Source organism: Pseudomonas sp. GW823-FHT01D03, from assembly GCF_058798255.1.
In genome coordinates this window covers 790,713-813,892 of sequence record NZ_JBXAKK010000001.1, presented here as the reverse complement: position 1 = coordinate 813,892, position 23,180 = coordinate 790,713, and the positions used below count along the sequence as shown (strand labels likewise).

Sequence of the window (23,180 nt, the reverse complement as noted above, 5' to 3'; positions counted from 1 at the left end):
CGATCAACCTAGTTTTTGCTCTCGATCTTGCCGCCCGCATCCGGATCGTATAAGTCCGGAATCTCGTAGCTGTATTTCTTCAACCAGCGTTGCAGCGCCAGCTCCCGCTCTGCCGCGGTGGCGGTTTGCGGTTTGGGCGAAGCGGCGTGGTTGCGGCTTTGCAGCAACAGCCAGCCTTCGGTTTCCTGTTGCTGCGCCGAGGCCGGGCCGGCATCGATTGCCTGGGCGGCGAACGGCAGGCTGAGCAGGGCCAGGCAGCACACGCTGTGCAAGGTATTCATGGTCATCTCCCGGAGTGTCACTTGAGCGCCGACGGTTGTGGGTCAGCCACCACCGCCACCTGATTACCGGCCGCCGCCGGGGCCTTGGCCGGCACTTTGAGTTTTTCCGCGCGGGCCTGGGCGTCGGCGAACTGCTCCGGCGTCAGGTGCGCGCGGCTGACGATTTCGGCGGCTTGCTGCCAGTTGTTCTGGTACAGCAGCAAGCTCACCAGATTCAGTGTGGCCAGCTGGTCGTTCTGCTTGAGTTCAATCGCGGTAAGGAATTCGAAGCGCGCGTCTTCAAGACGCAACTGGTTGAGGTAGACCACGCCCAGGTCGTTGCGGATCTTTTCATTGGTCGGCGCCAGACGCACCGCGCGCTGCAGGTGCGCCTGGGCCTGACCGTTGTCGCCACGGGCGGCATAGATCTGGCCCAGACCATGTTCGGCGTCGGCCGTGAGGCAAGTACCGAGTAGCCCGCGATACAGCGGCTCGGCTTCGTTGCGCCCGAGCAAGCGGTAGACCCTGGCCTTGCGCAGGCGTACCTCGACCAGTTTGTCGGGCAGACTTTGCAGGTTGGCGAGGCTGGCGTGCAGCTTGCCGTCATTGGCCAGATCGTCCGCCAGGTTCAACGCCAGTTCCTGTTCGGAATCGAGTTTGCTGCAACTGCTCGGTGCGAGCATCGCCGACCACGGCGCCTGGCCGTCAGTGGCGCAACCGCCGAGCAACAACACACTTGCCAGGACAATCAATGCTTTCATCAAACGCTCTCCATGAGCCACGTTAGCTTGCAAATGCCCGGGTAATCGCAGTGAACCCCGGGCCGGCCAATACGATCAGCAAGGCAGGAAACAGAAACAGCATCATCACCACCGACATCTTCGCGGACATCTTCGAGATGTATTCCTGCAGCCGGGTCAGGCGGCGGTCGTCGAGTAATTGTTTGAGCGCCAGCAGTGATTTCATCGCCCCGCCACCCTGCTGGATCAGTTGCTGCAAAATCACGCAGGTGTCGGTGAACTCATCGACCGCGAGCATCACCGAGGCCTTGTTCAGTTCCTGTCCCAGCTCCAGTCCCGAGTCGACCCGGGCCAGAATCAGGCGCAGTTCGCGGGTCAATTCCGGCAGCAGTTTCTGCCCTTCGGTGCTGAGCACGCGCAAGGCTTGTTCGACTGCCATGCCTGACTCGAACAGGATGCGCAGCAGCGGAATGAACGTGGAGATTTCCACCGCAATGGTTTTCTGCCGGCGTCCGGCGGCGTAGGCCAGCAGCCGCTTGGGCAGCAGGTAACCGGCACCGGTGGCGAGCATCGGGACGATCCAGCGGTTGGCCGCTTGAGGGAAGAACACCTCCTGCAGAAAGATCGCCAACCCCAGCGCCAGTAGCGGCGTGCCGATCTGGCAGGCGGCGAATAGCGCTCGCTCGTTGGCACGGCGCCAGCCGAGGCGACTGAGCAGGGTCTGGGTTTCGCTGTCGATGCTCACCGAGCGCTGACCGAACCTGCTGTTGCCCAGAGCCCGCAGCCAGCTACCAAAACGGTTCTCGCGCACCAGATGCCCCTGCAACCGCTGGTTGACCTGGCGCACCCGGCGGCGCTCGGTCAGCAGGTGATTGACCACCAGCAACAACGCACCGAGCAGCAGCATCAGAGCGGCGAGATAGACCATTTCAAATACTCCGCAACATGCGCCACAGCGCCAGGCAACCGGTCACTTGCAACACCACGGCGATGATCAACATGGTTTGACCACCGGAGTCGTGCCACATGCCGAGCATGTAGCCGGGGTTGGTCAGCATGAAGTAGCTCACCAGAATCACCGGCAGCGAACCCAGCACCCACGCGGTCATGCGTGTTTCGCCAGTGAGCGCGCGCAGTTGCCGGGCGCCCTGGTCACGCTCGCGGATCAGCTTGATCAGGTTCTCCAGCAGCTCACTGGCATTGCCGCCGTAGCGATGGTTGACCTTGAGGCCGAGGGCAAACATGCGCAGTTCGTCCTGCTCGTAGAGTTCGGCGAAATCGCTGACCGCATCCGGCAGGTTGACGCCCAGTTGCACGTTGCGCTGCACCCGGCCCATGGCTTTTTTCAGCGGATCGTCGCTCGATTCGATGCCGCCCATGACCGCGTCGCTCAAGGTGCGCCCAGACTTCAGGCTGCGTACGGTGTAGTCGAGCAACTGCGGCAACTGCTCGATCATGCGTTTGATCCGGCGTTGGTACAGCCAGGAAATGTACAGACGCAAAATCAGCGGCGGCGCCAGCAGCATCGCCAGCAAGCCGATCCAGTCCGCCAGCAGATAACCGAGGACAATCGCCACGCCCCACAGGCTCAGCCACAGCCCGAAACGTTCGGTCGGACGACCAAGCCCGGCGCGCAGAAACATCCGTTCAAGCCCGACCCAGGTCGGCTTCTGCGCGACCAGTTGTGGCTGCCCCGCCGCCAGGCGATTGAGCACCCGTTCGTTAGCGGTTTTGTGGATTCCGTGCACGAACAGCCAGATCGACAGCCCGAGCAGAATCAGACAAAGCAGGATGAGAATGGCCGGTCCGATCATGATGCAAGTCCCATGCGGTCAGCCCAGGTGGGTCTCGTGGCGCAACTTGTCGCCGGCCGGATTGACCGCTTCGCGCAGGAAGCCGAAACCGGTACGCCGATCAAGGCGAAACAAGGTGTTGGTGACGTAGACGTCTTCGCGGATGCCGACCACTTCCACCACCTCGCTGACACAGCGACGGCCGTCGGGCATGCGGGTCAGCTGGATGATCACGTCGAGGGCGGCGCAGATCATCTGGCGCAAGGTGCGCTCGGCGATCGAGCGACCGGTCAGCCCCACCAGCGTCTCCAACCTCAGCAGCGCATCCTGCGCATTGTTGGCGTGCACGGTGCTCATCGAGCCGTCGTGACCGGTGTTCATCGCGGTCAGCACATCGACCACTTCGACCCCACGAATCTCGCCGAGGATGATCCGGTCGGGGCGCATGCGCAGGGCGTTGCGGATCAGGTCGCTGGCCTTGACTTCGCCGTGGCCCTCGGCGTTCGGCGGACGGGTTTCCAGGCGCACGACGTGCGGGTGGCCAAGCTGCAATTCGGCGACGTCTTCGATGGTCACCAGACGCTCGTGGGGGTTGATCAATTGGCTGAGGATGTTCAGCAGCGTGGTCTTGCCGGTGCCGGTACCGCCGCTGATCAGCACGTTGCAACGCTTGCCTACCGCCTCCTGGAGGAACTCGAAAATCGCCAGATCGATGGTCTGCATCGCCATCAGGTCGCTGCTCTTGAGCATGTCCTTGCGAAACTTGCGAATCGACAGGCAGGGGCCGTCGAGCGCGATCGGCGGGATGATCGCGTTGACCCGGCTGCCGTCCGGCAGACGCGCATCGACCATCGGCGAGGATTCATCGAGGCGTCGTCCGAGTGGCGCGAGAATCCGTTGCATGACCCGTTCGACGTGGTGCGCGTCGATAAAACGCAGGTCACTCTGATGCAGCACGCCATCGCGTTCGATGAACACCCGGTGCGGGCCGTTGACCAGTATCTCGGTCACCGACTGATCGCGCAGCAGCACTTCCAGCGGGCCGAAACCGGTGAGTTCATCGACGATTTCTTCGGCCAGCCGCTCCATCTCGTAACGGGAAATCGCCAGGTGCAGGCGGGCAATGTATTCGGCAACCTTGTCGGTGACAAACTGCGCCAGCAATTGGCGCGAGCCCTCCAGCAGGTTTTTCCCCGACTCTTCGATGGCGTCGATGATGTAGCGGTGCAGGACCAGTTTCAGGCCTTCGTGATCGGTATTGCCGGTCGCGCCGCGCTGCACCGCGCCAAACAGTTTTTCCGCGCTCATGAGGTGCCTCGCAAACGGTCGAACCAGGTGACCTTGGGTTTGGCCAGTCCTTCGGAGCGCTTGGCCAGACGCTCACCGAGAGCACGCAGGCTTTGCGTGAGTTTTTCCCGCGGGGCCAGTTCGAACAGGCTGACGCCCTGGTTCTTGGCGTTCAGGCGCACTTCGGCATTGGCGGCCAATACCGCGATCACTTCGAGGTTGAAGGTTTTGCCCAGGGTTTCAGCATCCGGGGCAACGCTGCCCAGGTAGCCGTCCACCAGCAAACGCGCGTGGTCGAGCTTCATGCCTTTCTCGCGCCACAGATTGAGCACGGCCAGGTTGCGGCGGCAGTTGAGCACGTTCTGATCGGTGTACCAGATCAGCTTGTCGCAGTGGCTGACAAAGGTGCGCAAGGCTTCACTGTCGGACTGCCCGGTGAGGTTCACGACGATGTGCTGGAAGTGTTGGCGCAAGGCGCTGAGCAACATGTACAGCTCGGCGGCGCTGGTGTTTTCCAGCGGCTCGTCGCTGCTGGCATACGCCAGAATCCGCAGCCCCGCTTCAGCGCTGGTGAAGGCACTGTCGATCAGGGTCGCGTCGAGCCTGCGCAAGTGACGCAAGGCATCGCCGAAATGGAACGAACTCTCGAGCCCGAGCAGCGCCAGGCTGTCGCCGCGCGGCAGGCCCAGATCCAACAGCAGGGTCTGCTGTCCGCTCTTTTGCACCACCTGCGCCATATGGTTGGCCAGCAGCGCGCCATCGCAATAGCTCTGCGTGCCGTACAACACCGTGAGGCCACCAAGTTGGGTGTTGGCCGCCACCGGTGGCAGGCGCTTGTTCAAGCGCCGCACCAGCCCGGCGACTTCACTGGCGCGCGAACCGTAGGCGACGAAATCCCGGGCGCCGGCACGCATGGCGTTGAGCACCAATTGATTGTCCATGCCGTCGCCGAGCGCGACGATAGCAAGCATCGGTTTGGCTTCCAGCGCGCCTTCGATCAACGCACTCTGCGCGACCACATGGTCGCGATCGAGGCCGACGAACACCAGACTGGCGAAGGTGACGTCGACCAGCGCCAGCAACTCATCCAGGCTCCCGGCCCCGGCGCTCACCACCTGACCCAGCGGCGCGAGTGCGCCTTGCAGCCACTCCAGATCGGTGCTGTTACGGGTGATCGCGAGAAAGGTCTGGCTCAGGTTCTGGTTCATTGGGACAGTCCACTGCGCTTGTCGAAGTTGCCGTTTTCGAGGAAGAACATGCGGTAGAAATTCGGGTCGTAGTTGCGCAGTTTTTCCCCCGGCAGCGACGGCAGTTGCGCGTCCGCCGCCAGTGGCTGCACCAGATGCGGGGTGACGATCATCAACAGTTCACGCTCTTCGCGTCTGATCTGAGAACCTTTGAAAAAGGCGCCGAGCACCGGAATGTCGCCCAGCCCCGGAAACTTGTTCACTTGCGAGGTGTTGCTGGTGCTAATCAAGCCACTGATGACAAAGCTTTCGCCGTCGGCCAGCGAGATGCTGGTGTCGGTACGGCGTACGGTAAGGGCCGGCACCGGGGTGCCGGCGATACTGATGGCGTTGGCGTAATCCAGTTCACTGACTTCCGGCGCGACCTTCAGTGCCACGCGATTGCGGTCGATCACGGTCGGCGTCAGGGTCAGGCGGATGCCGAACTCCTTGTACTCGATAGTCACCGTGTCGCTGCCGGCACTGGGCACCGGAATCGGGATTTCACCGCCGGCCAGAAAGCTTGCGCTTTGCCCGCTCAGCGCCACCAGGCTGGGGCGCGCGAGGGTGTAGGCGAAACCGCTGGTTTCCAGGGCGTTGATGATCGCCATGGTCTTGCCGCCGACCCACGAGAAATTGAACAGGCCGTTATCCACCGGCAGTCTCGGCGTCGGCACGCCGTCGATGGGTGGCAAAGTACCGGGCGATCCGAAGAGGAAATTGCCCCGAGTGCCGATCAGCGAAGCGGTCGCTTCCTTGAGTTTGGTGCGGCTGACTTCGACGAAACGAATGTCGGTCTGCACTTGCGAGGGCAGCGTCGGATCATCGGAAGGCAGTCTGCTGGCGCTGGTCAGTGCGGCGGTGGCACTGCCCTTGACGAACACCATGCTCTGCCGCGGTTCACTGGAGCACGAGGTCCAGACCATCAGGCTGGTGGCGCCGGGAGCCACCCCGGTGAGTAGAAACGAGGCGCTGCCGGTGTCATGCACGTCGGCGATCTTCGGGTCGCCGATGGCCACACGGGTGATCGCCACGGGTGACTGGATATCCTGCTGGAACCCTTCGCCAATCTCGATCACCGGCGGCATACGGCCGAGTGCCGAGCAATTGCCGGTGGCCGCGACGGCGGCGTTGATCGACAGTCCCATCAGTATCAAGGCCCGGACGACAGGTGTTAATAGCGGCCTGAATCGACTCTGCATGCACGTGGATCCTTGCTCAGTCATGGGGCTTGTTGGGAAAGCTGATTGCCGCGGATCACTTCCATCGGCCGCGCACCGCCGTGGCCGCCAGCGGCCGGCGCTTTCGGCGCGGCACCGAGGGCCAGTTGGGTGAACTGGAAGAGTTGGCTGTTGGCGTTGTCCAGATGCGCCGGCGCCTGCTTTTCACCGGCCCAGTATTTGGCCAGACGCTGTTCCTCGCTGCTGCGCACGGCCAGGCGCAGGGTACCGACCTGAGTGGCGAGCATCATCCGGCTGAGCAATTGTTCAGGCACGGCCAACACCACGGTGCGCGCGGCGATCCGGCGCTGATCCTGTTTGAGTTTTTCGTCGGCGCTCAGGGCCGGGCTGGCGGGCTGCCCATCGTTGGTCAGGCCGTATTGCTCACCGACGCCGAGCACGCGCATGGCCGGCACGACGATCTGCGCCGACTGCTGCAGATTGCTCGCGTCCTGACGCAGGTAGAGCAGCACATCAACGTAGTCGCCGGGCACCAGTTGCCCGGCGGCGCCGATCACTTCGTCCACGGCCACGGTGAGCGCGCGCTCGTCACTGCGGATCATCCGCGCCAGCGCTCCGCCGGCTTCGAAGCTTTCATCGTTGAGCCAGGTGCCGGCGCTCAAATGGCGCCACGGTTTACGCCCCACGACCTGATCAACACTGGTCAGGCTGCCGGCCGGCGCACTGCGCAATTTTTCCACGGCCACATCGGCAGCGGTCAACGGGGTGAACGGCGGCACATCGTGCAACAGCACGACCACGGGCTGACGGGTCTGATCCTCGGCGGCGGCCACGGTTTTTTCCACCACCACTGCTGAAGCGGCAGGCGCCGGGGCAACGGGAGCCGGCTGTCGACTGAGGACCAGGCCCCAGTAACCGACGATGATTGCCCCAAGCAACAACACTGCCGCAAGCCCCATGGTGACGCGACTGTTCATGACGGCTCTCCCTTTCCTCACTGCACCGACAGCCTGTACTTCCTGCCGAGAGAATTTTTCGCGATCAGGCAGCTATGAACATGCAACGATTTCGCTATTTCCAAGCTAGCTGATCCGAGCCAAAACGCCATTTCTGACAGCAAAATAACTCACTAAAGTATGAGTCCTGGCCAATTAACTGTAGGGTTTGGCTCGACTAACGTTCTGGTTAATCCTTTGTGATTAATCCGTTCTTACAGTTGTTGACCGGGGGTTTGTTGACAATGCTCTGATAGCACGGTGAAAGCATGCCGCTGTAGCGTTGGATCGGCGCCAGAGGCGCAAAGGAGTGGACGTATGATTCTCGAATATCTGCTGGCCAAGGCCCGTCTTTTTCTCAAAAGCGAGGAAGGGGCGTCGGCAATCGAGTACGCAATCGTGGTGGCCATGGTGGCCGTGGTTGTCGTGGTGTTCGTGACACCTGTCGGCAACAAGGTACTGGCGATTTTCAATTCAGTTCTGACCAGTCTTGGCGGAACGGCTCAGGTCCGACCTACGCCTTGATACCCCCCTCTCGTCCCCTTTCAATGCCCGCGCGCGGGTGAGCAATCGCGCGCCCGGGCGTTGACGAGGCCATTGAATTTCCAGCGTGCGGCCGAGGGCTGACGCAAAGGAGAATGCTCATGGTGCTTGAATATCTGTTGCTGCGTGCGCGGGCGTTTCTGGCAAATACGGAAGGCGCTTCGGCCATCGAGTACGCGATTGTGGTGGCCATGGTGGCGGTAGTGGTGGTGGTGTTCGTGACGCCGGTTGGCGCTCAGGTGCTGGCGATTTTCAACAGTGTGCTGGTACCCATCGGCGGCACTGCACAAACCGCTCCGGTGCAAACCCCCTGATGTGAGTCGCGTCCGGCGAATGTCGCGCTACACTCGATCTCACTTCCAGCTTTTCAGGGACTGCCCATGACTGCCTCCTCGCTCCCCCGCCAACAGTTGCTTCTGGTTGACGACGAAGAGGACGCGTTGCTTGAGCTGGCCGAGTTGCTGGAGGGCGAAGGCTTCGTCTGCCACACCGCCACCTCGGTGAAACTCGCCCTGCATCACCTCACCTGCTTTCCGGATATTGCCCTGGTGATTACCGATCTGCGCATGCCGGAGGAGTCCGGCATGTCATTGATCAAACGCCTGCGCGAGCACACTTCACGCCAGCATCTTCCAGTGATCGTGACCTCCGGACATGCCGACATGGAGGACGTCAGCGACATGCTGCGCCTGCAGGTGCTGGATCTGTTTCGCAAGCCGATCTACCACGTGCGCCTGCTGGAAACCCTGGACAATCTGTTCCCCAAACCGAAGACGCAGGCCGGGTAATACGGGCGAGGTGTTTTTGGCAGAATTGACTGCCTGTCCGCGTGGGACAGGCAATCGCGATCAGTGTGCGGTTACACGCTGACGGGCGGCCGAAGCACTGGGCGACAGCGCCAATGCCAACTGCGTACGGTTGTGCATGTGAGTCAGGCGCAAGACCTGCGAGACATACAGTTTCACGGTGTTTTCGGTGATGCCCAACTCGCAGGCGATCTGATAGTTGGTCTGCCCCTTGCCCACCAGCCGCGCCACATCCAGCTGTCGTGGCGACAATTGACTGAAGATCTCCGGAATCTCCTGCTCGGCTTCGGCGCTGTCGCCGCCGAGCATGTCTTTGACCACCGCCGCCGGATTGCGTCGGACCTTGTCCAGATCCTGGTAGAGATCGTCGATGGACTCCGAGAGAAATTGCAGCTTCTGGTTCAGGTGCCCCAACTGCACATTCTTGTGCCGCTCGTGCAGCGCCGCTTCCTGACGCTTCACGCCTTCGAGCAGTTCATCGAGCTGGATCGGCTTCTGGTAATAGTCGGCAATCCCGGCGCGCAACGCCTTGATCACGTCCTGTTTGTCGGCGCGACCGGTGAGCATGATCGCTTCGAACACCCGGTGTTTGCCGCAGATACGTTGCAGTTCCTGCACCAGCTGAATGCCATCCATGTCCGGCATGTGCAGATCACTGAGCACCAGGCCGATTTCCGCGTCTTCGCTGAACCGTTCGATCGCCTGCATGCTGGATTCACACGGCACACAGCGGTAGCCGCTGCTTTCGAGAAACTCGCACAATTCTTCGACGATCAAGGGTTGATCATCGACCACGAGCACTTTTACCGCCGACGTAAGCTTGTTCACGAACCACTCCATTGCTCGAGGCCAAAGCTGACTTTTTCTGCACTTTGGCTGTGTAACGACTTCATTTGAAAGTAGACGCACTTTCCGACTATGTACATAGGACTAGTGGCGCCTGGCGACTAATGGATCCAATGAATCGAAGCCAGTACCCCCAGCAGCACGAACGGTGCAAATGGCAGCTTTTTTGACGTTCCAGGCTCCATATATCGAAGATGTTCTCTAAGTCGTTGACTCATATGAAGCCAGACTCTTGGCGCAATCAGCAGCCAGAGCAAACTGGCAATACCCGCGCCGATAAACGCACACAGAATGAATAAACCGTTCGTCGCAAGGCCCATGGCTGTCATTAATTTCACATCGCCCGCTCCCATCCGGCCCATGAAATATCCTGGAACAGTTAACCCCAGGGCGATCGCTGCGGCCCACCATCCCTGCTGCGCATCAGCCCCGAACCAAGTGGTGCCGGTCACCCACAGATGAATCAGCGCCAGCGCTCCCGCACCGAACGTCAGCACATTAGAGATGCGCCGTTGCCGGGCATCCTGGGCGGCGCACAGGGCGAGCCAGATCAGGAGAACTAAACTGTGCATCCGGTTAAATCCATCCGATTTTGCTGATTGATTCTATGCTGATACTACGCAGTGAAAGTCAGGGTAGACGCACTCATGAAAACCGGCTTCGCAAAATCACAGGCAGGCGCAGTGGCGATCGAATTCGCCTTGGTATTCGTGATTTTTTTCGCCGTGTTCTACGCGCTGGTCAGTTACAGCCTGCCGTTTCTATTGATGCAGAGCTTCAACGAGGCGACGTCCGAAGCGGTGCGCCGCAGCGTCGCGGTGGATCCGAATACCCCCGGCTATGCCTCGGTGGTGGTGAGCACTGCCAACGCCGTATTGGCCGATCAGTTGCAGTGGACATCAACCCTGAATCTGGTGGTCGGCGTCGACACCTCAGCGGTCTATGACGCCGCTCAGGGCACGTTGACGGTCAGCGTCAATTACCCCACCAGCAAGCTCAACCAGATCATGCCGTTTCTGGTGCTGCCGGGGGTGGGCGCGGTGCCCAGCCTGCCCGCCAACCTCACCGCCTCGTCGAGCCTGAAATTTTGACCGGCGGCGACAATCTGTTCGGACGCCTGCTCAAGCGTGCGCCACCGCCGGCCAACGAACTGCCCGATCATCTCGGGGCACCGCCGCTGGGCTTGCACCTGCAACTGGATCACGACGGCTGCGTGTTGCAAATCGCCGGGCCGTTGCGTCACCAACTGGCACAACAACCGCCCCACAACTCGCCGTTGCCGCTGTCGGCTTATTTGCTGGCGCACAGCACACTGGCCATCGAAGGCCGCCCGCAGGACTGGCAGGGGCAAATGCTCGATCTGGATTTTCCCGGCCTCAGCGATCAGACCCTGCACCTGCGCGGTTGGGTGCAGCCTTCGGCCGAGGGCTGGGTGCTGCAACTGATGGACATCGGCGACCTGCTGCTGGAGCGCCAGCAAGCGCGCCACCGCGAAGCCTGCCAGGCACTTGCCGGGCAGATCAGCGAACACCTGCGCGTCTGTAGCCTGACGCGTTTGCCGAGGGTGGTCAGCGAGCAATTGCAGGCCATCGCCCAGCGCTGGCATATCCCGTGTCTGGCCATCGCCCTGCTCGACGAACAGGCACAGGGCTGGCAAATCTACGAGCAATATCGCGCCCACGACTCGCCCATGCTGTGGCAGGACGGCCAGCGTCTGGGCACGCCGCTCGACAGCCTCAACGGCAGCGCGCCGCAGCGCCTTGGCGCCCATCACGGCTTGTACGAACACGCGCGGGTAGAGGCCACGTTCGGCAACGCCGACGGGTTCGCCGTGCCCTACAGCGATGATCGCGGGGTGGTGGCGTGGCTGCTCTGCGGCTTCTATACCGTGGACGTTGCCGCCCCGCACCTCAGCGACCGCGACTGGATGGCACTCACCAGCGCCCTCGCCGGCCCGCTGCTCAGCCGCCTGCGAGAACAGCAACATCATCACTACACCGAACGCCTGGAATCGCTGCAGACCCTGCTCGCCACCGGTTGGTGGGAAATGCTTGGCGACGACATGCTGCTGGCGCCTACGCTGCTCGATGTGTTGCCGGCGGATCGTGCTCGCATCTCGCTGCAAGACTGGCTGGCACTGATTCATCCGGCCGACCGCGAAGAACTGCGCAGTCGTCTGCATGCCCTGCAATTGCACGGCGAGCCCCTGACCCTGTGCGTTCGCCTGCACCGCAGCGGCCCCGGACAAACGCCTCTGTGGTATCGCGTTCAGGGCCAGGTCGCCGGCAGCGGTGAACAGCGGCGGCTGGTGGGATTCATGCTCGACATCAGCGACATCCAGAACCAGCAGCAACGCGCCGAAGCCGCCCATGCGCGGCTGGATAACCTGATCGCCAGTTCGCCGGCGGTGATTTATGTGCAGCGCTACGTCGAGGGCGCGTTGCTTCCGGACTTTTTCAGCGCCAGCCTGCAGCCGCTGCTGGGCTTGACGCCGGCGGAGGGCTGCACCGCCGACTGGGTGCAACTGATTCACCCCGAAGACCGTGAGCTGTATTTCGCCCGCACCCGACAACTGTTGCGCGAAGGCTCGGCGCGCGCACGTTTTCGCTTGCGCGACGCACGCGGCGACTACCACTGGCTGCTCGACGAAGCCAAGCTGCTGCGCAATGACCTTGGTCTGCCGGTCGAAGCTGTCGGGCTGTGGCTGGACGTCACCGAAGCGACCCTCGCCGCCGAACAGGTCAGACACAGCGAAGAGCGTTACCGGATTCTGGTGGAAGACTCTCCGGCGATGATCTGCCGTTATCGCCCGGATCTGACTCTGACCTTCGGCAACCGGCCGCTGGCGACCTACCTGGAATGCACCCCGGAGCAATTGCCGGGGGTCGATCTGGGCAGCTGGATGTCCGACGAACAACGCGCCGCCTTCGTCCAGCGTCTGGCACTGCTGACGCCGGAGCTGCCGGTGAGCACCGCCGAAATCAGTTTGCAGTTACCCGGGCGCGAGCACGCCTGGTGGGTGTGGTCCGATCGCGGGGTGTTCGATGAACACGGGCGCCTGCTTGAGGTGCAGGCCGTGGGCCGCGACAACACCGAGGTGCGGCGCTCGCAGCAGCAACTCACACAAAGCGCAAAAATGGCCACCCTCGGCGAAATGGCTACCGGCCTCGCCCACGAAATCAATCAGCCGCTGAACGTGATGCGCATGGCCATCGTCAACGTGCTCAAGCGTCTGGGTAACGGTGATGTGCAGATCGACTACCTGACCGACAAACTTAACCGCATCGATGCCCAGGTGCAGCGCGCGGCAAAAGTGGTCGATCACATGCGCGTGTTCGGCCGCCGCTCGGAGATCGAGCAGCAACTGTTCAACCCGGCATCGGCTATCGAAGGCACGCTGTCGCTGCTGGCTGAAGGCATGCGCGGCAAGGGCGTCGACCTGCGGATCAGCGAAACCGCTTTCAGCGTGCAGGTGCGCGGCTATGTCGATCAGCTGGAACAGGTGCTGATCAACCTGATGGTCAACGCCCGCGATGCGCTGCTCGGCAAACGCGAGAAAGACTCATCGTTCAAGCCATGGATCTCGATTTATGCCGAGCGCGACGAGCACAAGGTGCGGCTGTGGGTCGAGGACAACGGCGGCGGCATCGACCCGCGCTTGCTGGAGCGGATTTTCGAACCGTTCTTCACCACCAAACCGGTCGGCGTCGGCACCGGGCTGGGGCTGTCGGTGAGCTACGGCATCATCGAAAACATGGGTGGTCATTTGAGCGTGCGCAACTCGCTGGAGGGCGCACGTTTCTGCATCGAGTTGCCGATTGCCCCGGACGCCTAGATCACCAGATAGGCCTTGCCGGTCTGGCCGCAGGTCATGTTGGCGCCGACGTCGACGTCCATCAGGTTGATGCCCAGGCTTTTCAGCAGATTGTTGAGCAAGGGGTCGAGCAATGGGCTTACCAGGTTGGTCACCACAGGCAGCAGACGATTGGTGACATCACTGATCAATGAGGCGACGCCAGTCACAATTGCGCCCAGCGGATTACTACCTTGCGGCCTGTATACGATCAAATTGATCCCAGCCAACGTGTTGCTCAGGCTGCCGACGATATTGTTGGTGGGGATCGCCGATTGCACGCTGGAGGGCAATTTGAGGTTGGGCGGAGTCGCGAACGGCGTGCCACTGGAAAACACAAGGTCCTGTGAATTTTGCGCGACAGAGGTATCGAGTTTGATCGCGATGCCGCCGGCACCGTATTGAACACGGGTCGCGGCGTCGCAACTGCCGAGGCCGAGAATCTTGTGGCAGGTCACGATGCCCAGATCCACCAGCGGTAAAGGCGCGACCACAGGCTCGGCCGCCGATGAAAAGGCGTTGGCCGGATCAATCTTGCCAAGTTTGAGGTCTGCAATCGACGTGACGGTGTGGGCTGTCAGGCTTTTGGTGCCGGTAGTGCCGGTCGGACAGCTGTAGTCCGTGACATAACTTTTCGCGCCGCCGGCATCCAGCGCGATATCGATTTGCGGGCTCGGCAGCAGTTTCGGATCGAGTTGCTCGCAACCGGCGCCCAGCAGACAGAGCACGGAGTTGAGCGTGTCGACCAGATTCAGACTCAGCAGCGCATTGAGGGTCGGGGTCAGTGTGCCGACCAGCCCCAACACCGCATTGGCCAGCCCGGTCACCCCGGACAACACCGGCAGATTCACCGAGAGCATCGTGCGAATCTGCGCCGTGCGCACATAAATCCGGTCCGCCCCCAACGGATTGGCCTTGGCCCGCGCCGGATCACCAATCGCCGAGAACTGCGGCGGCTCGATCACCTTGACCCGCACCGTGACATTCGCCAGCCCCAGCACGCTGATCGGCAAAGTCGCGGCCACCGCGCTTTTGCTGTTGGCCAGTTGCACCACGCCCTGAATCAGTTGCAGCAGTTGCAGGTTGGCATCCAGTCCCGCCGCCGTGGTGCCGGTCTGCAACTGCAGGATGTCGCCGAGTTTGACCGGTGCGGCGTTGATCGCCGCGACCTGCAACTGCCCCAGCGCAGTGATCACCGTGGCGGTCGCACCATTGAGCTGCACCACCGTCGCGGCCGCCTGAATCAGTTGGGTGACCGTGGCCTGAGTGTTGAGCAGTTGCGTGTAGTTGCCGGCGGCGACGTTGAGGTTGATTGCCAGTTGATTGAGGTAGCTGAGCAGGTTTATGTCGGTATTGAGCAGACCGTCCCAACCCAGTGCCGTGAGATTGACGTTGCCACCGAGCAGCCCGGAAAACAGCGGATTGAGAATGTTCGATTGCGCAGTATTGATGCTCGCCAGCGTACTGCGGATGTTCAGTTGCGCAACCGTCGGGGTCGGTTGCGCGGCGACGGCCGAGGCGTTGAGCGTGGTGTTCAGGCTGACCGCCGAACCGCTGAACAAGGCCTGCACGCCACCGGCAAAACTGGTGGTGACTGTGCGGCTGGCGTCCACTTTGATTGCGCTCGACCGGGTTGCATCGGCGGTGAACGCGCGCAACCCACTGGCTGCGGTCTGCACGCTGCCGCAGGTGGTCGTCAGAGTGTTGTTGGTATCGACGGTGTAGCCATTGCGCACTGCGCTTTGCCCGGCATACGTGGCCGCGCTGAGGCCTGACTGACAATTGCCGCCACGGCTGACCGCCTCCAGCGCCGCACTGTCGACCACTCGCTGCAACTTGCGCTGCTCCATGTACAGCCGACCGGTGTCGACCACCAACAGCATCAACACCAGCGCCAGACTGAGGGTGGCAGCCGCCATCAAGCTGATCGCCCCGTGTTGCCGGGCCGGGCCGTTGAACTGCGAACGAGGCGACATGGCGCACTCCTTTGCCGGCGCGTTGCCGAGCGCTACCTCCGATGGTGGAGTTGAGTGTAGACGGCGCCAGTGGCAACGCGCCATTTGGTGCTGCACAAAACCCTGCAGACCTCGCCTGCTCGCGAATGCGCTGTGTCATTCAACAGGGATGTGGCTGACACGCCGTCTTCGCGAGCAAGCTCGCTCCCACAGGGGGATTTTTGGTGGGGCAAAAAATGGGAGCCTCTTGGGCTCCCGTTTTTTTTTTACAGCGGACTAGCGCGGTGGATAGTTGGCCAATATCCGGCTGACGGTTTCACGCACCGCGTTGCTGCGATCCTGTGGATTGGGCGTGCTGCTGAGCATTTGCTCGTCGCTGCCACGCCACACCAGTTTGCCGTCCTTGCCATCGAGCAGGTCGATCTGGATGGTCGCCACCTTGTAGGTGATGTTGCGGGTTTCGTTGTACATAGGCGCGCCCCAGTAACCGTTCCACGGGCCGCCCCAACCGCCGCCGTAGTTGGTGGTCACTTGCTGCTGACGATCCTCGACGATCAGGTAGGTCTGCACGCTCAAATCACCCTTGGCGCCCGCAGCGGCAGGGCGCAAACCGCGCTGATCAAGTTGATCGCTGACGGCCTGGCGGATGCGTTGCTCGGTCAGGTCGCTCTTGATCCGTGGATCATCCGGGCGATATTGCAGCGCCGGTTCTTTCCAGCTCCAGCTGCGATAGGCGGCAAAGTCGCGGCTGGCGTCAAAGTCGTGATTGACCTGGTTGGAGGCGCAGGCACTGAGCAGCGCGGCCATGGCCAGTAGAGCGAGACGACGGAACATGGTTGTTCTCCGGTTGAAGGCCTGAACCTGCGAAGCGTTGTCACAAGGAGTTTAGCTCGGCGGATAGGCCGACAGGGCTTTTTCCAGAGCCTCGCGAATGGCGTCGGTGCGCACGAGCTGGCTACCCTGATTGGCCGTTTCGGCGCTGGCGCTCCACACCGGTTGACCGGTGCCGGCGTCGAACAGATTGACCTGCACCACCACGACCTGCTCCTGATAGGTGCGAACAATCGGCACGCTGTTGTACATGCCGTAACCGTGCCCGTAGCGATCGTAGCCACTGTATCCGCCGTAGCCGTAGCCGTAGCCGTAGCCGTAACCGTAATCGTCCCGTACCTGACGCAAGCGGGTTTCCAGACGCAGGTTGGCGGTAACGAACAGGTCGGCCGGGCGATTGTCGTGCAGCGGACGCAAGCCGCGCTGATCCAGCGCGTTGCTCACCGCTTCAGCCACCTGCGCCGAATCCGCCCAGGCGGTGCCCGGCGGCAATTGCCCATTGAGCCAGGCCCAACTGCGGTAGCGCCCGTAATCACGCGGTGGCGCCGGATAGGCGCTGCGATCAAAGGTGTTGGCCGCTTGCGGCGGCGCTGGCGGCAAAGGCCGCGACTGCGCCACGTAGGGGTTGCTGCCCTGGCAGGCGGCCAACCCCAGACAGATCAGCAGTAACCCCGATTGTGCTTTCATTTTGCGCTCCGATCAGATCGGCCGGCAGATCCAGTGCAAGTAACGCCCAAGCCCGGCGAAGCTTGGGTGACGACGGTGCGCGAGCTCCATCTCCAGCAAATCCACCAGTTCGGCGCGGGCCTGAAATTCCACCGGCGTGTAGTCGTGGAAAACCCGGATCCCGCTCTGGCTTTCGACCTGCCACAAGCCTGCGAGTTGCGTTGCCAGTTCCCGCGGATCGAGCGGTTGCTGCGGGGTCAGGCTCTGCTTTTCACCGGCCATGGTGTTTTTGCGCATTTTCTTGAAATGGCCTTTGAGCAGATTGCGATAAATCAGCGCATCACGGTTGTAGAACGCCAGCGACAGCCAGCCACCGGGTTTGGTCAGTTGATGCAGCACCGGCAGGATTGCGTGTGGCTCGGCCAGCCATTCGAGCACCGCGTGGCAGATCACCAGATCGTAGGGCTCGGTGAGCTGACCGAGCAGCTCCTGCCACGGCGCCTGAATGAACGTCGCGCTCTGCCCGGCTTCGGCGAAGCGCTGGCGGGCACCTTCGAGCATCGGTTCGGCCGGCTCGGTGAAGGTCACGTCATGGCCACGCTCGGCCAGCCACAGCGACATATGGCCCAGACCGCCACCGATGTCCAGCACGCGCAACGGTCGATCCGGCAACGCTTCGGCAAGATCGGCCTGCAACACCGCGAGGCGAATCGCACCTTTGGCGCCGCCGTAGATTTTTTCGGCGAAACGGGTCGCCAACTGATCGAAATGTCGGTCGCTCATCAGCTGAACCGCCGTTCGCTGTCGGCGAGCTTGCTGCGCACCACTTCATTCATGTCCAGCCCCAACTCGCTGCACAGCAGCAACAGATACAGGACGATGTCGCCGACTTCCTGCCCGGCATGCGCCAGCTTGTCCGCCGGCAACTGGCGCGACTGGTCTTCGGTCAGCCACTGGAAAATCTCCACCAACTCGGACATCTCGACGCTGGCGGCCATGGCGAGGTTTTTCGGGCTGTGAAATTGCCGCCAGTCATTGCGGTCGCGAATGGCGTGCAGGCGTTCGGTCAGTTCAACAAGGTTCATCGGGCTCTCCTGAAGGCGTATAGCTTCGGGGGGATGTCGGCTGAACGCAAGCGGCCATGGCTCGCTCCCACACAGGATTGAGGCAAACCCTCTATAGTTGCAGGGAACTCGGCCACCCGCGTTGTGGCCCAAGGCTCAGCTCTTTCATCAGGATGCACACATGCAGGTAGAAAGCTTTTTCGAATGGCTCGGCCAGGCACTCGGTTCGATCATCCGTTTCATCGTCGATGGGCTCAGCGGCCTGTTCAACATTCTGAGCAACGCTGGCGGCAACTTTGTCGATGGCCTGGCCAAGACGCTGGGCATGGACACCTCGATCATCAGCATCCTCGCGCTGATCGTCGGCCTGATGCTGCTGTGGTCGGCCATTCGCGCGTTCATGAATGCGTCGATCATTGCCGGGATCATCTGGCTGCTGTTGGGGTTGTGGTTGCTGAGCTGGATTATTCACTGACACCCCCTCTTCCCCTGTGGGAGCGGGCTTGCTCGCGAAAGCGTCAGATCAGTAAAAGCTGTTTTGACTGACACACTGCCTTCGCGAGCAAGCCCGTTCCCACAATAGATCGCATGAATCGCTACAATCCCCGCTCCCCCAAGGAGCCCGCATGTCCAACCTGATTGCCGACTGGCGCGACCGCCCGACTCACCGCAAGGTCTGGGCGCTCGCCGCGCCGATGATTCTTTCCAATATTTCCGTGCCGCTGGTGGCGCTGGTCGACAGCACCGTCATCGGCCACCTGCCCCATGCCCATCAGTTGGGCGCGGTGGCGGTCGGCGCCAGCCTTTACACATTTCTCGCCTGGGCCATGGGTTTTCTGCGCATGGGCACCACCGGGTTTGCCGCGCAGGCCGCCGGGCGCAGCGATGGCGCGGCGTTGCGGCAGATCCTGCTGCAGGGTTTGCTGCTGGCACTGGGACTGGCAATCGTGCTCGGCACTCTCGGTGTGCCATTGAGCGGCGTGGCCCTGCATTTCATGCAGCCGTCAGCCGAACTCGATCAACTGACCCGTGAGTTCTTCCACACCCGGCTATTCGGTTTGCCGGCAGCGCTGGCCAGTTACGCCCTGGTCGGCTGGTTCCTCGGTACCCAGAACGCCCGGGCGCCGCTGGCGATTCTGCTGAGCACCAACCTGATCAACATCGCTCTCAACCTGTGGTTCGTGATTGGTCTGGAATGGGGTGTGGTCGGCTCGGCCCGGGCCTCGGTGATTGCCGAGTGGAGCGGCGCCCTGCTCGGCTTGTGGCTGACCCGTGGCGCTTTGCGCGCCTATCCCGGGCGCATCGCCTGGGCGGCCTTGAGGGTGTGGCAGAGCTGGCGTCCGTTGCTGGCGGTCAACCGCGACATCTTCATCCGCAGCCTGGCGCTGCAATCGGTGTTTTTCCTGATCACCGTGCAAGGCGCGCGACTGGGCGATGCCACGGTGGCAGCCAACGCCCTGCTGCTCAACGGCTTGCTGTTGACTGCGCATGCACTGGACGGTCTGGCGCATGCGGTCGAAGCCTTGTGCGGCCATGCCATTGGTGCCCGTGACCGGCTCGCCCTGCGTCGCTCGCTGGTGGTGGCCGGCGGCTGGTCGTTGCTGGCCAGCCTCGGTTTTGCCGCACTGTTTCTGTTGGGCGGACACCTGTTCATCGAGATGCAAACCGACATCCACAGCGTGCGCGACACCGCGTTCATCTACCTGCCCTATCTGGCGGTATTGCCGCTGATTGCGGTCTGGAGCTACTTGCTCGACGGCCTGTTCATCGGCGCCACCCGCGCCCGGGAGATGCGCAACGGCATGCTGCTGACCGTCGCCCTGCTGCTGCCGTTCGCCTGGGCGCTGCAAGGGCTGGGCAATCATGGGCTGTGGATAACGTTCCTGCTGTTCATGGTGTTGCGCAGCCTGACCCTCGGCGCACTGGCCCTGTGGCTGCGGCGTAACAACGGCTGGTTCAGCGGTAGCGCTCACTGAGCCGGCGTGTGTCTGACGAACGCGACGACCTGATCGAGCACCGGCGCCAGGCGCCGCAGAGGCCGCGACAGGCTCGCCACCAGCGTCACATGATTGGGGCGCGAGTAGTACAGATCCTGCACCGGCACACCCGCCTCACGCAGTTTGCGCGCCAGGCCTGCGGTGTTGCGCGTCGGGTTGACCAGATTGTCCTTGGTCGCGGCAATCAGCAGCGCCGGGGGTTCACCGCTGCGGACATGGTTGATCGGCTGCGATTGCGGCGGTGAGTCGGGCCAGAAGAACACCGGACGCACCTGCGGATTCTCGATCGGCAGAAAATCATACGGCCCGGCCAAACCGATCCAGCCGCTGAGGTCTTCGGGCGACATGCCCACCGCATTGAGCAGACCAGGATCCAGCGCCAGCATCGCTGCGTTGTAAGCGCCGGAACTGTGGCCCATCAGGTACAGGCGTTGCGGATTGCCGGAGAACTCGCGGATATGCGTCCGGGTCCAGGCCACCGCCCGCGCCGAGTCTTCAAGAAACAACGGATAGCGCACTTGCGGGTAGAGCCGGTAGTCCGCCAGCACCGCGACAATTCCCCGCGATGCCAGCGCCTCGCCGACAAACGCGTAATCGCCGCGAGCGCCGCTGTTCCAGCTGCCGCCGTAGAAGAACACCACCACCGGCGCATCCTTCAGCGGCTGGCGAGGCACGTAGACGTCGAGCTTCTGTCGCGGATCATCGCCGTAGGCGATGCCGGTGGTGCTGTGAAACGTGTCATCGGGGGTCAGCGCATTCAGCACCTTGACTGGAGAGCAGCCGGTCAGCACCAGCAGCAGGAACCCGCCGAGCATTGCGCCGAACCGTTGCCACAGAGGGTTTGCCATGGATGCCGCACCTCAGGGTTGATCTGTCTGCCAGTGTTGTCGCACATGTTCGAGGCGTTCCTGCTGGCTCAGTCCGTCCGGCACGCCGGGCAGTTGCGCCCGCGGATGCTGCAAGCGTAGCCACAACCAGTCATCCAGCACCCTGCGGTCGCTGAAACCCAGGTTCAGCCCCTCCTGCACATGGGAGGCCATGCGTGCGTAGTCGGTTCCCATTGATTGGCACCAGCGCCAGATGTGTTGCTCCAGCAAGCAGCTTTGCAAACGTTCGCGCTGACGATGGGTGAGGCTTTCGTCAATCCCCAGCGGCTCGACCGCCCACTGCGGGTTGCGCAGTTGCTGCCAGCCCTGACTGCCGATGGCGAGGTCGGCCCAGGTGCCGCCGAACCAGCGCAGCAGACGAATCGGCCCGAGCCAGCGGCTCAAGTCGGCGGCGTCACAGGCGTCGAAGAAATAACTTGCCGTCTGCCGATTGTAATAACCGAGCAAGGCACGGTGATTGAGGTCGAACGAGACGCTGAGCATCCGCCGCAAGTGACGCAGAAGTATCGGCGACGAGGCATCGCTGGCGAGCAACAGCCCCCGCCAGGTCTGCGGATCGCGGTGGCACAGCGCAGCCAGTGCCGGGCTCTCATGCAGGTCGACCAGGAGCGGCCCGTGCTCGCTTACCGCCTGAAACTCGGTGCCCTCGAACAGCCGCGTGCAACGTACGCTGGCGAACCCCTGACGCAGAGTCGCCAGCGCCTGCTGCGCATCGGCGCCATCGAGCAACAGCCACTGTGCCTGCGGGGCAAACCCCACGCCGCTCAAGTGGCGCCGCCCTGATCCAGCGACGCGAGCAGTCGGCAACTGCAGATCGACGCCGTGCAGTGGTTGTAACTGCCGCCGCCGGGCATCAGGCACAACAGCAACAGCGGTTCGGCAGACTTGAGCCATTGCGCCAGGCCCGCGCTCGGCAGCACGTCCGGCAGCACCAATGGCGCTTCGCAATCTTCGATCACCGCCGGTTCCTGCAGCACGCCACTGATCACCGGCTGATCCGGATCGCCTTCATGAAAACTCACCACCACCTCAACACCTTCGCGCAACGATGTCAGTGAGGCGTCGCTCAACGCTGCTGCGAGCGGCAGCCAACAATGGCTGGCGGCAGCGCCTTCACCCTGATAAAGCCAGTCGAACTGCACCGCCACCGGCCGCCGATCGTCGGGCTGCGGTTCATCGACCGTCACCACCCACGCACGTTGCAGACTGTGCATGCGCGGCCTGGCACACGTGCTCATCAGTGCGGGCAGTGGCGCCTGAGCGGCGGCGACGATCCGGTTGCTGTAAGACGGCTCGCTGGCGGGATCAGCACGATGCTCGATCCGGCTCAGCAACCAGCGGCGGTCGCATTCGGCAAACGGATGCGCGGTCAACGCCAGCCACTGTGCGGCGCGCAAGGTCGGAAGATCGCTGTGGCCATAAGCTTTGCCGGGCTGCGCCGAACCCGCGTCCACATCGCTGGCGTCCACCTGCATCTGCCAGCGTCTTACCGCCGGGGTGCTCGCGCCATCGTCCACAGATGCCGCGCCGGCCACGGGAAACCGCGCAGGATCATCGACAAAGACCAGACAATGTCCGTCCGGCCGGTGTTCGAAGTAATAGTGTATTCGCGCCTGCGCGCACAGCCGCTGCACGAACTGCAGGTCCGACTCACGGTACTGGGTGCAAAAAGTGTGCACCGGGTATTCGCACTGCAAATCAAAACGCCGTTGCGCGCCCACGATGCCGTGCTCCTTGAGCACCTGCGCGAGAATCTTGGGTACGCAATGGCTGCTGAAAATCCGCTGACTGAAACGCAGCGCCAGATAACTCAGCTTCGGTCCCAGTGTCACTCGACACAAGCGGGTGTCCTGATCGTGCTCATGCTGGACGACACTCTGCAATTGCCCGCTCAGGCCATTGTGCCCGGGACCGAACTGCAGGAACGCCGAGCGGTAAAGCAGACCGGCAAGGTCCAGTTGCGGGTCATCGATCAACAGATCGATATCAAAGGCGAAGGGTTCGCTGATGCCCTCACTTCCGGTAAAGGCCAGCACCTCGAAGGGCTCGGGCAGCCCCGTTACATCGAGACGAAACGACGGCTCGTTGACTGATTCGAACATGGGCGGATCTCTACAGGAGGGGCGGCCGGGGATTCTCGCCGAGAGCCATGGCCGAGTAGAGAGCTGAAGTACAACTTAGGAAATGACCTACGCGAAAAGCAGACCGGATCACTTCTCCGGCTGTGGCAGGCAATTATTTCGCAGGGGA

The 23,180-nt window shown here is 62.3% G+C and carries 25 protein-coding genes; 7 read left to right on the top strand and 18 right to left on the bottom strand.

Annotated elements, in window-relative coordinates; translation table 11 throughout:
* Positions 1–8: 8 nt before the first annotated feature.
* The 8 genes from AC1RBR_RS03520 to cpaB are packed head-to-tail and all read right to left on the bottom strand — an operon-like array spanning position 9 to position 7,464.
* Positions 9–281 (bottom strand): DUF3613 domain-containing protein, encoded by a 273-nt coding sequence (locus AC1RBR_RS03520; protein ID WP_095138211.1) that lies wholly within the window; start codon positions 279–281, stop codon positions 9–11.
* Positions 282–298: 17 nt separating this feature from the next.
* Positions 299–1,021, bottom strand: a complete 723-nt coding sequence (locus AC1RBR_RS03515; protein ID WP_095138210.1) for a tetratricopeptide repeat protein — start codon at positions 1,019–1,021, stop codon at positions 299–301.
* A 22-nt stretch (positions 1,022–1,043) separates the two neighbouring features.
* Positions 1,044–1,928, bottom strand: a complete 885-nt coding sequence (locus AC1RBR_RS03510; protein WP_492563018.1) for a type II secretion system F family protein — start codon at positions 1,926–1,928, stop codon at positions 1,044–1,046.
* 1 nt (position 1,929) lies between these two features.
* Positions 1,930–2,814 (bottom strand): type II secretion system F family protein, encoded by an 885-nt coding sequence (locus tag AC1RBR_RS03505; RefSeq protein WP_492563017.1) that lies wholly within the window; start codon positions 2,812–2,814, stop codon positions 1,930–1,932.
* Between the two features lie 18 nt (positions 2,815–2,832).
* Complete coding sequence (locus AC1RBR_RS03500) at positions 2,833–4,101, bottom strand: TadA family conjugal transfer-associated ATPase (protein WP_095138207.1); 1,269 nt, start codon at positions 4,099–4,101, stop codon at positions 2,833–2,835.
* Complete coding sequence (locus AC1RBR_RS03495) at positions 4,098–5,288, bottom strand: CpaE/TadZ family protein (RefSeq protein ID WP_095138206.1); 1,191 nt, start codon at positions 5,286–5,288, stop codon at positions 4,098–4,100. Before AC1RBR_RS03495 ends, AC1RBR_RS03500 begins: the two co-directional genes overlap by 4 nt.
* Positions 5,285–6,508, bottom strand: a complete 1,224-nt coding sequence (locus tag AC1RBR_RS03490; protein ID WP_115985484.1) for a type II and III secretion system protein family protein — start codon at positions 6,506–6,508, stop codon at positions 5,285–5,287. Before AC1RBR_RS03490 ends, AC1RBR_RS03495 begins: the two co-directional genes overlap by 4 nt.
* Before the next feature lie 20 nt (positions 6,509–6,528).
* Positions 6,529–7,464: a Flp pilus assembly protein CpaB gene (gene cpaB / locus AC1RBR_RS03485; protein WP_492563015.1), complete on the bottom strand. Its 936-nt coding sequence runs from the start codon at positions 7,462–7,464 to the stop codon at positions 6,529–6,531.
* A gap of 336 nt (positions 7,465–7,800) precedes the next feature.
* On the opposite strand from cpaB, the gene AC1RBR_RS03480 reads away from it, so the two are divergent.
* The 3 genes from AC1RBR_RS03480 to AC1RBR_RS03470 all read left to right on the top strand — a co-directional run bounded on the left by AC1RBR_RS03480 (position 7,801) and on the right by AC1RBR_RS03470 (position 8,813).
* The gene (locus AC1RBR_RS03480) at positions 7,801–8,007 is read left to right on the top strand and encodes a Flp family type IVb pilin (RefSeq protein ID WP_492563014.1); all 207 of its coding nucleotides are present in this window, start codon (positions 7,801–7,803) and stop codon (positions 8,005–8,007) included.
* A gap of 119 nt (positions 8,008–8,126) precedes the next feature.
* Positions 8,127–8,339: a Flp family type IVb pilin gene (locus AC1RBR_RS03475; protein WP_492563013.1), complete on the top strand. Its 213-nt coding sequence runs from the start codon at positions 8,127–8,129 to the stop codon at positions 8,337–8,339.
* Between the two features lie 66 nt (positions 8,340–8,405).
* Entirely contained in the window at positions 8,406–8,813 is a 408-nt protein-coding gene (locus tag AC1RBR_RS03470) for a response regulator (protein WP_492563011.1), read from the top strand.
* Between the two features lie 60 nt (positions 8,814–8,873).
* Here AC1RBR_RS03470 and AC1RBR_RS03465 read toward each other — a convergent pair whose 3' ends face one another.
* The gene (locus tag AC1RBR_RS03465; RefSeq protein ID WP_492563010.1) at positions 8,874–9,659 is read right to left on the bottom strand and encodes a response regulator; all 786 of its coding nucleotides are present in this window, start codon (positions 9,657–9,659) and stop codon (positions 8,874–8,876) included.
* 119 nt (positions 9,660–9,778) lie between these two features.
* Positions 9,779–10,249 carry an A24 family peptidase gene (locus AC1RBR_RS03460; RefSeq protein ID WP_166496081.1) on the bottom strand — a complete coding sequence of 157 codons (471 nt, stop codon included), beginning with the start codon at positions 10,247–10,249 and terminating at the stop codon, positions 9,779–9,781.
* A 75-nt stretch (positions 10,250–10,324) separates the two neighbouring features.
* On the opposite strand from AC1RBR_RS03460, the gene AC1RBR_RS03455 reads away from it, so the two are divergent.
* Both AC1RBR_RS03455 and AC1RBR_RS03450 read left to right on the top strand, forming a co-directional pair.
* Positions 10,325–10,768 carry a TadE/TadG family type IV pilus assembly protein gene (locus AC1RBR_RS03455; protein WP_047600510.1) on the top strand — a complete coding sequence of 148 codons (444 nt, stop codon included), beginning with the start codon at positions 10,325–10,327 and terminating at the stop codon, positions 10,766–10,768.
* On the top strand, positions 10,765–13,512 hold the full coding sequence (locus AC1RBR_RS03450) for an ATP-binding protein (protein ID WP_492563007.1): 2,748 nt from the start codon (positions 10,765–10,767) through the stop codon (positions 13,510–13,512). Before AC1RBR_RS03455 ends, AC1RBR_RS03450 begins: the two co-directional genes overlap by 4 nt.
* Here the strand turns inward: AC1RBR_RS03450 and AC1RBR_RS03445 are convergent.
* The 5 genes from AC1RBR_RS03445 to AC1RBR_RS03425 form a co-directional block, all read right to left on the bottom strand.
* Complete coding sequence (locus AC1RBR_RS03445) at positions 13,509–15,506, bottom strand: pilus assembly protein TadG-related protein (RefSeq protein WP_492563005.1); 1,998 nt, start codon at positions 15,504–15,506, stop codon at positions 13,509–13,511. The two genes, AC1RBR_RS03450 and AC1RBR_RS03445, sit on opposite strands and share 4 nt — an antisense overlap.
* A gap of 255 nt (positions 15,507–15,761) precedes the next feature.
* A complete protein-coding gene (locus AC1RBR_RS03440; RefSeq protein ID WP_204894444.1) occupies positions 15,762–16,319 on the bottom strand; it encodes a DUF4136 domain-containing protein in 558 nt (185 codons plus the stop codon).
* A gap of 51 nt (positions 16,320–16,370) precedes the next feature.
* On the bottom strand, positions 16,371–17,003 hold the full coding sequence (locus AC1RBR_RS03435) for a DUF4136 domain-containing protein (RefSeq protein WP_492563003.1): 633 nt from the start codon (positions 17,001–17,003) through the stop codon (positions 16,371–16,373).
* 12 nt (positions 17,004–17,015) lie between these two features.
* Positions 17,016–17,765 (bottom strand): methyltransferase, encoded by a 750-nt coding sequence (locus AC1RBR_RS03430; protein ID WP_492563002.1) that lies wholly within the window; start codon positions 17,763–17,765, stop codon positions 17,016–17,018.
* Complete coding sequence (locus tag AC1RBR_RS03425; protein WP_007951009.1) at positions 17,765–18,067, bottom strand: MazG-like family protein; 303 nt, start codon at positions 18,065–18,067, stop codon at positions 17,765–17,767. The genes AC1RBR_RS03430 and AC1RBR_RS03425 overlap by 1 nt, the downstream gene beginning before the upstream one ends.
* Before the next feature lie 160 nt (positions 18,068–18,227).
* On the opposite strand from AC1RBR_RS03425, the gene AC1RBR_RS03420 reads away from it, so the two are divergent.
* Together AC1RBR_RS03420 and AC1RBR_RS03415 are read left to right on the top strand one after the other, a co-directional pair.
* Positions 18,228–18,521 (top strand): hypothetical protein, encoded by a 294-nt coding sequence (locus AC1RBR_RS03420; RefSeq protein ID WP_007963021.1) that lies wholly within the window; start codon positions 18,228–18,230, stop codon positions 18,519–18,521.
* A gap of 151 nt (positions 18,522–18,672) precedes the next feature.
* On the top strand, positions 18,673–20,022 hold the full coding sequence (locus AC1RBR_RS03415; protein WP_492563000.1) for an MATE family efflux transporter: 1,350 nt from the start codon (positions 18,673–18,675) through the stop codon (positions 20,020–20,022).
* Here AC1RBR_RS03415 and AC1RBR_RS03410 read toward each other — a convergent pair.
* The 3 genes from AC1RBR_RS03410 to AC1RBR_RS03400 are packed head-to-tail and all read right to left on the bottom strand — an operon-like array spanning position 20,016 to position 23,032.
* Positions 20,016–20,891, bottom strand: coding sequence for an alpha/beta hydrolase (locus AC1RBR_RS03410; protein ID WP_492562999.1), 876 nt, complete (start codon positions 20,889–20,891; stop codon positions 20,016–20,018). The genes AC1RBR_RS03415 and AC1RBR_RS03410 overlap by 7 nt on opposite strands.
* A 12-nt stretch (positions 20,892–20,903) precedes the next feature.
* Entirely contained in the window at positions 20,904–21,698 is a 795-nt protein-coding gene (locus tag AC1RBR_RS03405; RefSeq protein ID WP_115985472.1) for a DUF4123 domain-containing protein, read from the bottom strand.
* Positions 21,695–23,032, bottom strand: a complete 1,338-nt coding sequence (locus tag AC1RBR_RS03400) for a contractile injection system protein, VgrG/Pvc8 family (RefSeq protein WP_492562997.1) — start codon at positions 23,030–23,032, stop codon at positions 21,695–21,697. The genes AC1RBR_RS03405 and AC1RBR_RS03400 overlap by 4 nt, the downstream gene beginning before the upstream one ends.
* Between the last annotated feature and the right edge of the window lie 148 nt (positions 23,033–23,180).

Coding starts and splice junctions, on each gene's coding strand:
- AC1RBR_RS03495 (WP_095138206.1), bottom strand. CDS start 5,288: ATGAACCAGAACCTGAGCCAGACCTTTCTCGCGATCACCCGTAACAGC.
- AC1RBR_RS03515 (WP_095138210.1), bottom strand. CDS start 1,021: ATGAAAGCATTGATTGTCCTGGCAAGTGTGTTGTTGCTCGGCGGTTGC.
- AC1RBR_RS03480 (WP_492563014.1), top strand. CDS start 7,801: ATGATTCTCGAATATCTGCTGGCCAAGGCCCGTCTTTTTCTCAAAAGC.
- AC1RBR_RS03510 (WP_492563018.1), bottom strand. CDS start 1,928: ATGGTCTATCTCGCCGCTCTGATGCTGCTGCTCGGTGCGTTGTTGCTG.
- AC1RBR_RS03440 (WP_204894444.1), bottom strand. CDS start 16,319: ATGTTCCGTCGTCTCGCTCTACTGGCCATGGCCGCGCTGCTCAGTGCC.
- AC1RBR_RS03435 (WP_492563003.1), bottom strand. CDS start 17,003: ATGAAAGCACAATCGGGGTTACTGCTGATCTGTCTGGGGTTGGCCGCC.
- AC1RBR_RS03455 (WP_047600510.1), top strand. CDS start 10,325: ATGAAAACCGGCTTCGCAAAATCACAGGCAGGCGCAGTGGCGATCGAA.
- AC1RBR_RS03490 (WP_115985484.1), bottom strand. CDS start 6,508: ATGCAGAGTCGATTCAGGCCGCTATTAACACCTGTCGTCCGGGCCTTG.
- AC1RBR_RS03520 (WP_095138211.1), bottom strand. CDS start 281: ATGAATACCTTGCACAGCGTGTGCTGCCTGGCCCTGCTCAGCCTGCCG.
- AC1RBR_RS03430 (WP_492563002.1), bottom strand. CDS start 17,765: ATGAGCGACCGACATTTCGATCAGTTGGCGACCCGTTTCGCCGAAAAA.
- AC1RBR_RS03425 (WP_007951009.1), bottom strand. CDS start 18,067: ATGAACCTTGTTGAACTGACCGAACGCCTGCACGCCATTCGCGACCGC.
- AC1RBR_RS03505 (WP_492563017.1), bottom strand. CDS start 2,814: ATGATCGGACCGGCCATTCTCATCCTGCTTTGTCTGATTCTGCTCGGG.
- AC1RBR_RS03415 (WP_492563000.1), top strand. CDS start 18,673: ATGTCCAACCTGATTGCCGACTGGCGCGACCGCCCGACTCACCGCAAG.
- AC1RBR_RS03445 (WP_492563005.1), bottom strand. CDS start 15,506: ATGTCGCCTCGTTCGCAGTTCAACGGCCCGGCCCGGCAACACGGGGCG.
- AC1RBR_RS03475 (WP_492563013.1), top strand. CDS start 8,127: ATGGTGCTTGAATATCTGTTGCTGCGTGCGCGGGCGTTTCTGGCAAAT.
- cpaB (WP_492563015.1), bottom strand. CDS start 7,464: ATGAACAGTCGCGTCACCATGGGGCTTGCGGCAGTGTTGTTGCTTGGG.
- AC1RBR_RS03410 (WP_492562999.1), bottom strand. CDS start 20,891: ATGGCAAACCCTCTGTGGCAACGGTTCGGCGCAATGCTCGGCGGGTTC.
- AC1RBR_RS03400 (WP_492562997.1), bottom strand. CDS start 23,032: ATGTTCGAATCAGTCAACGAGCCGTCGTTTCGTCTCGATGTAACGGGG.
- AC1RBR_RS03500 (WP_095138207.1), bottom strand. CDS start 4,101: ATGAGCGCGGAAAAACTGTTTGGCGCGGTGCAGCGCGGCGCGACCGGC.
- AC1RBR_RS03420 (WP_007963021.1), top strand. CDS start 18,228: ATGCAGGTAGAAAGCTTTTTCGAATGGCTCGGCCAGGCACTCGGTTCG.
- AC1RBR_RS03460 (WP_166496081.1), bottom strand. CDS start 10,249: ATGCACAGTTTAGTTCTCCTGATCTGGCTCGCCCTGTGCGCCGCCCAG.
- AC1RBR_RS03470 (WP_492563011.1), top strand. CDS start 8,406: ATGACTGCCTCCTCGCTCCCCCGCCAACAGTTGCTTCTGGTTGACGAC.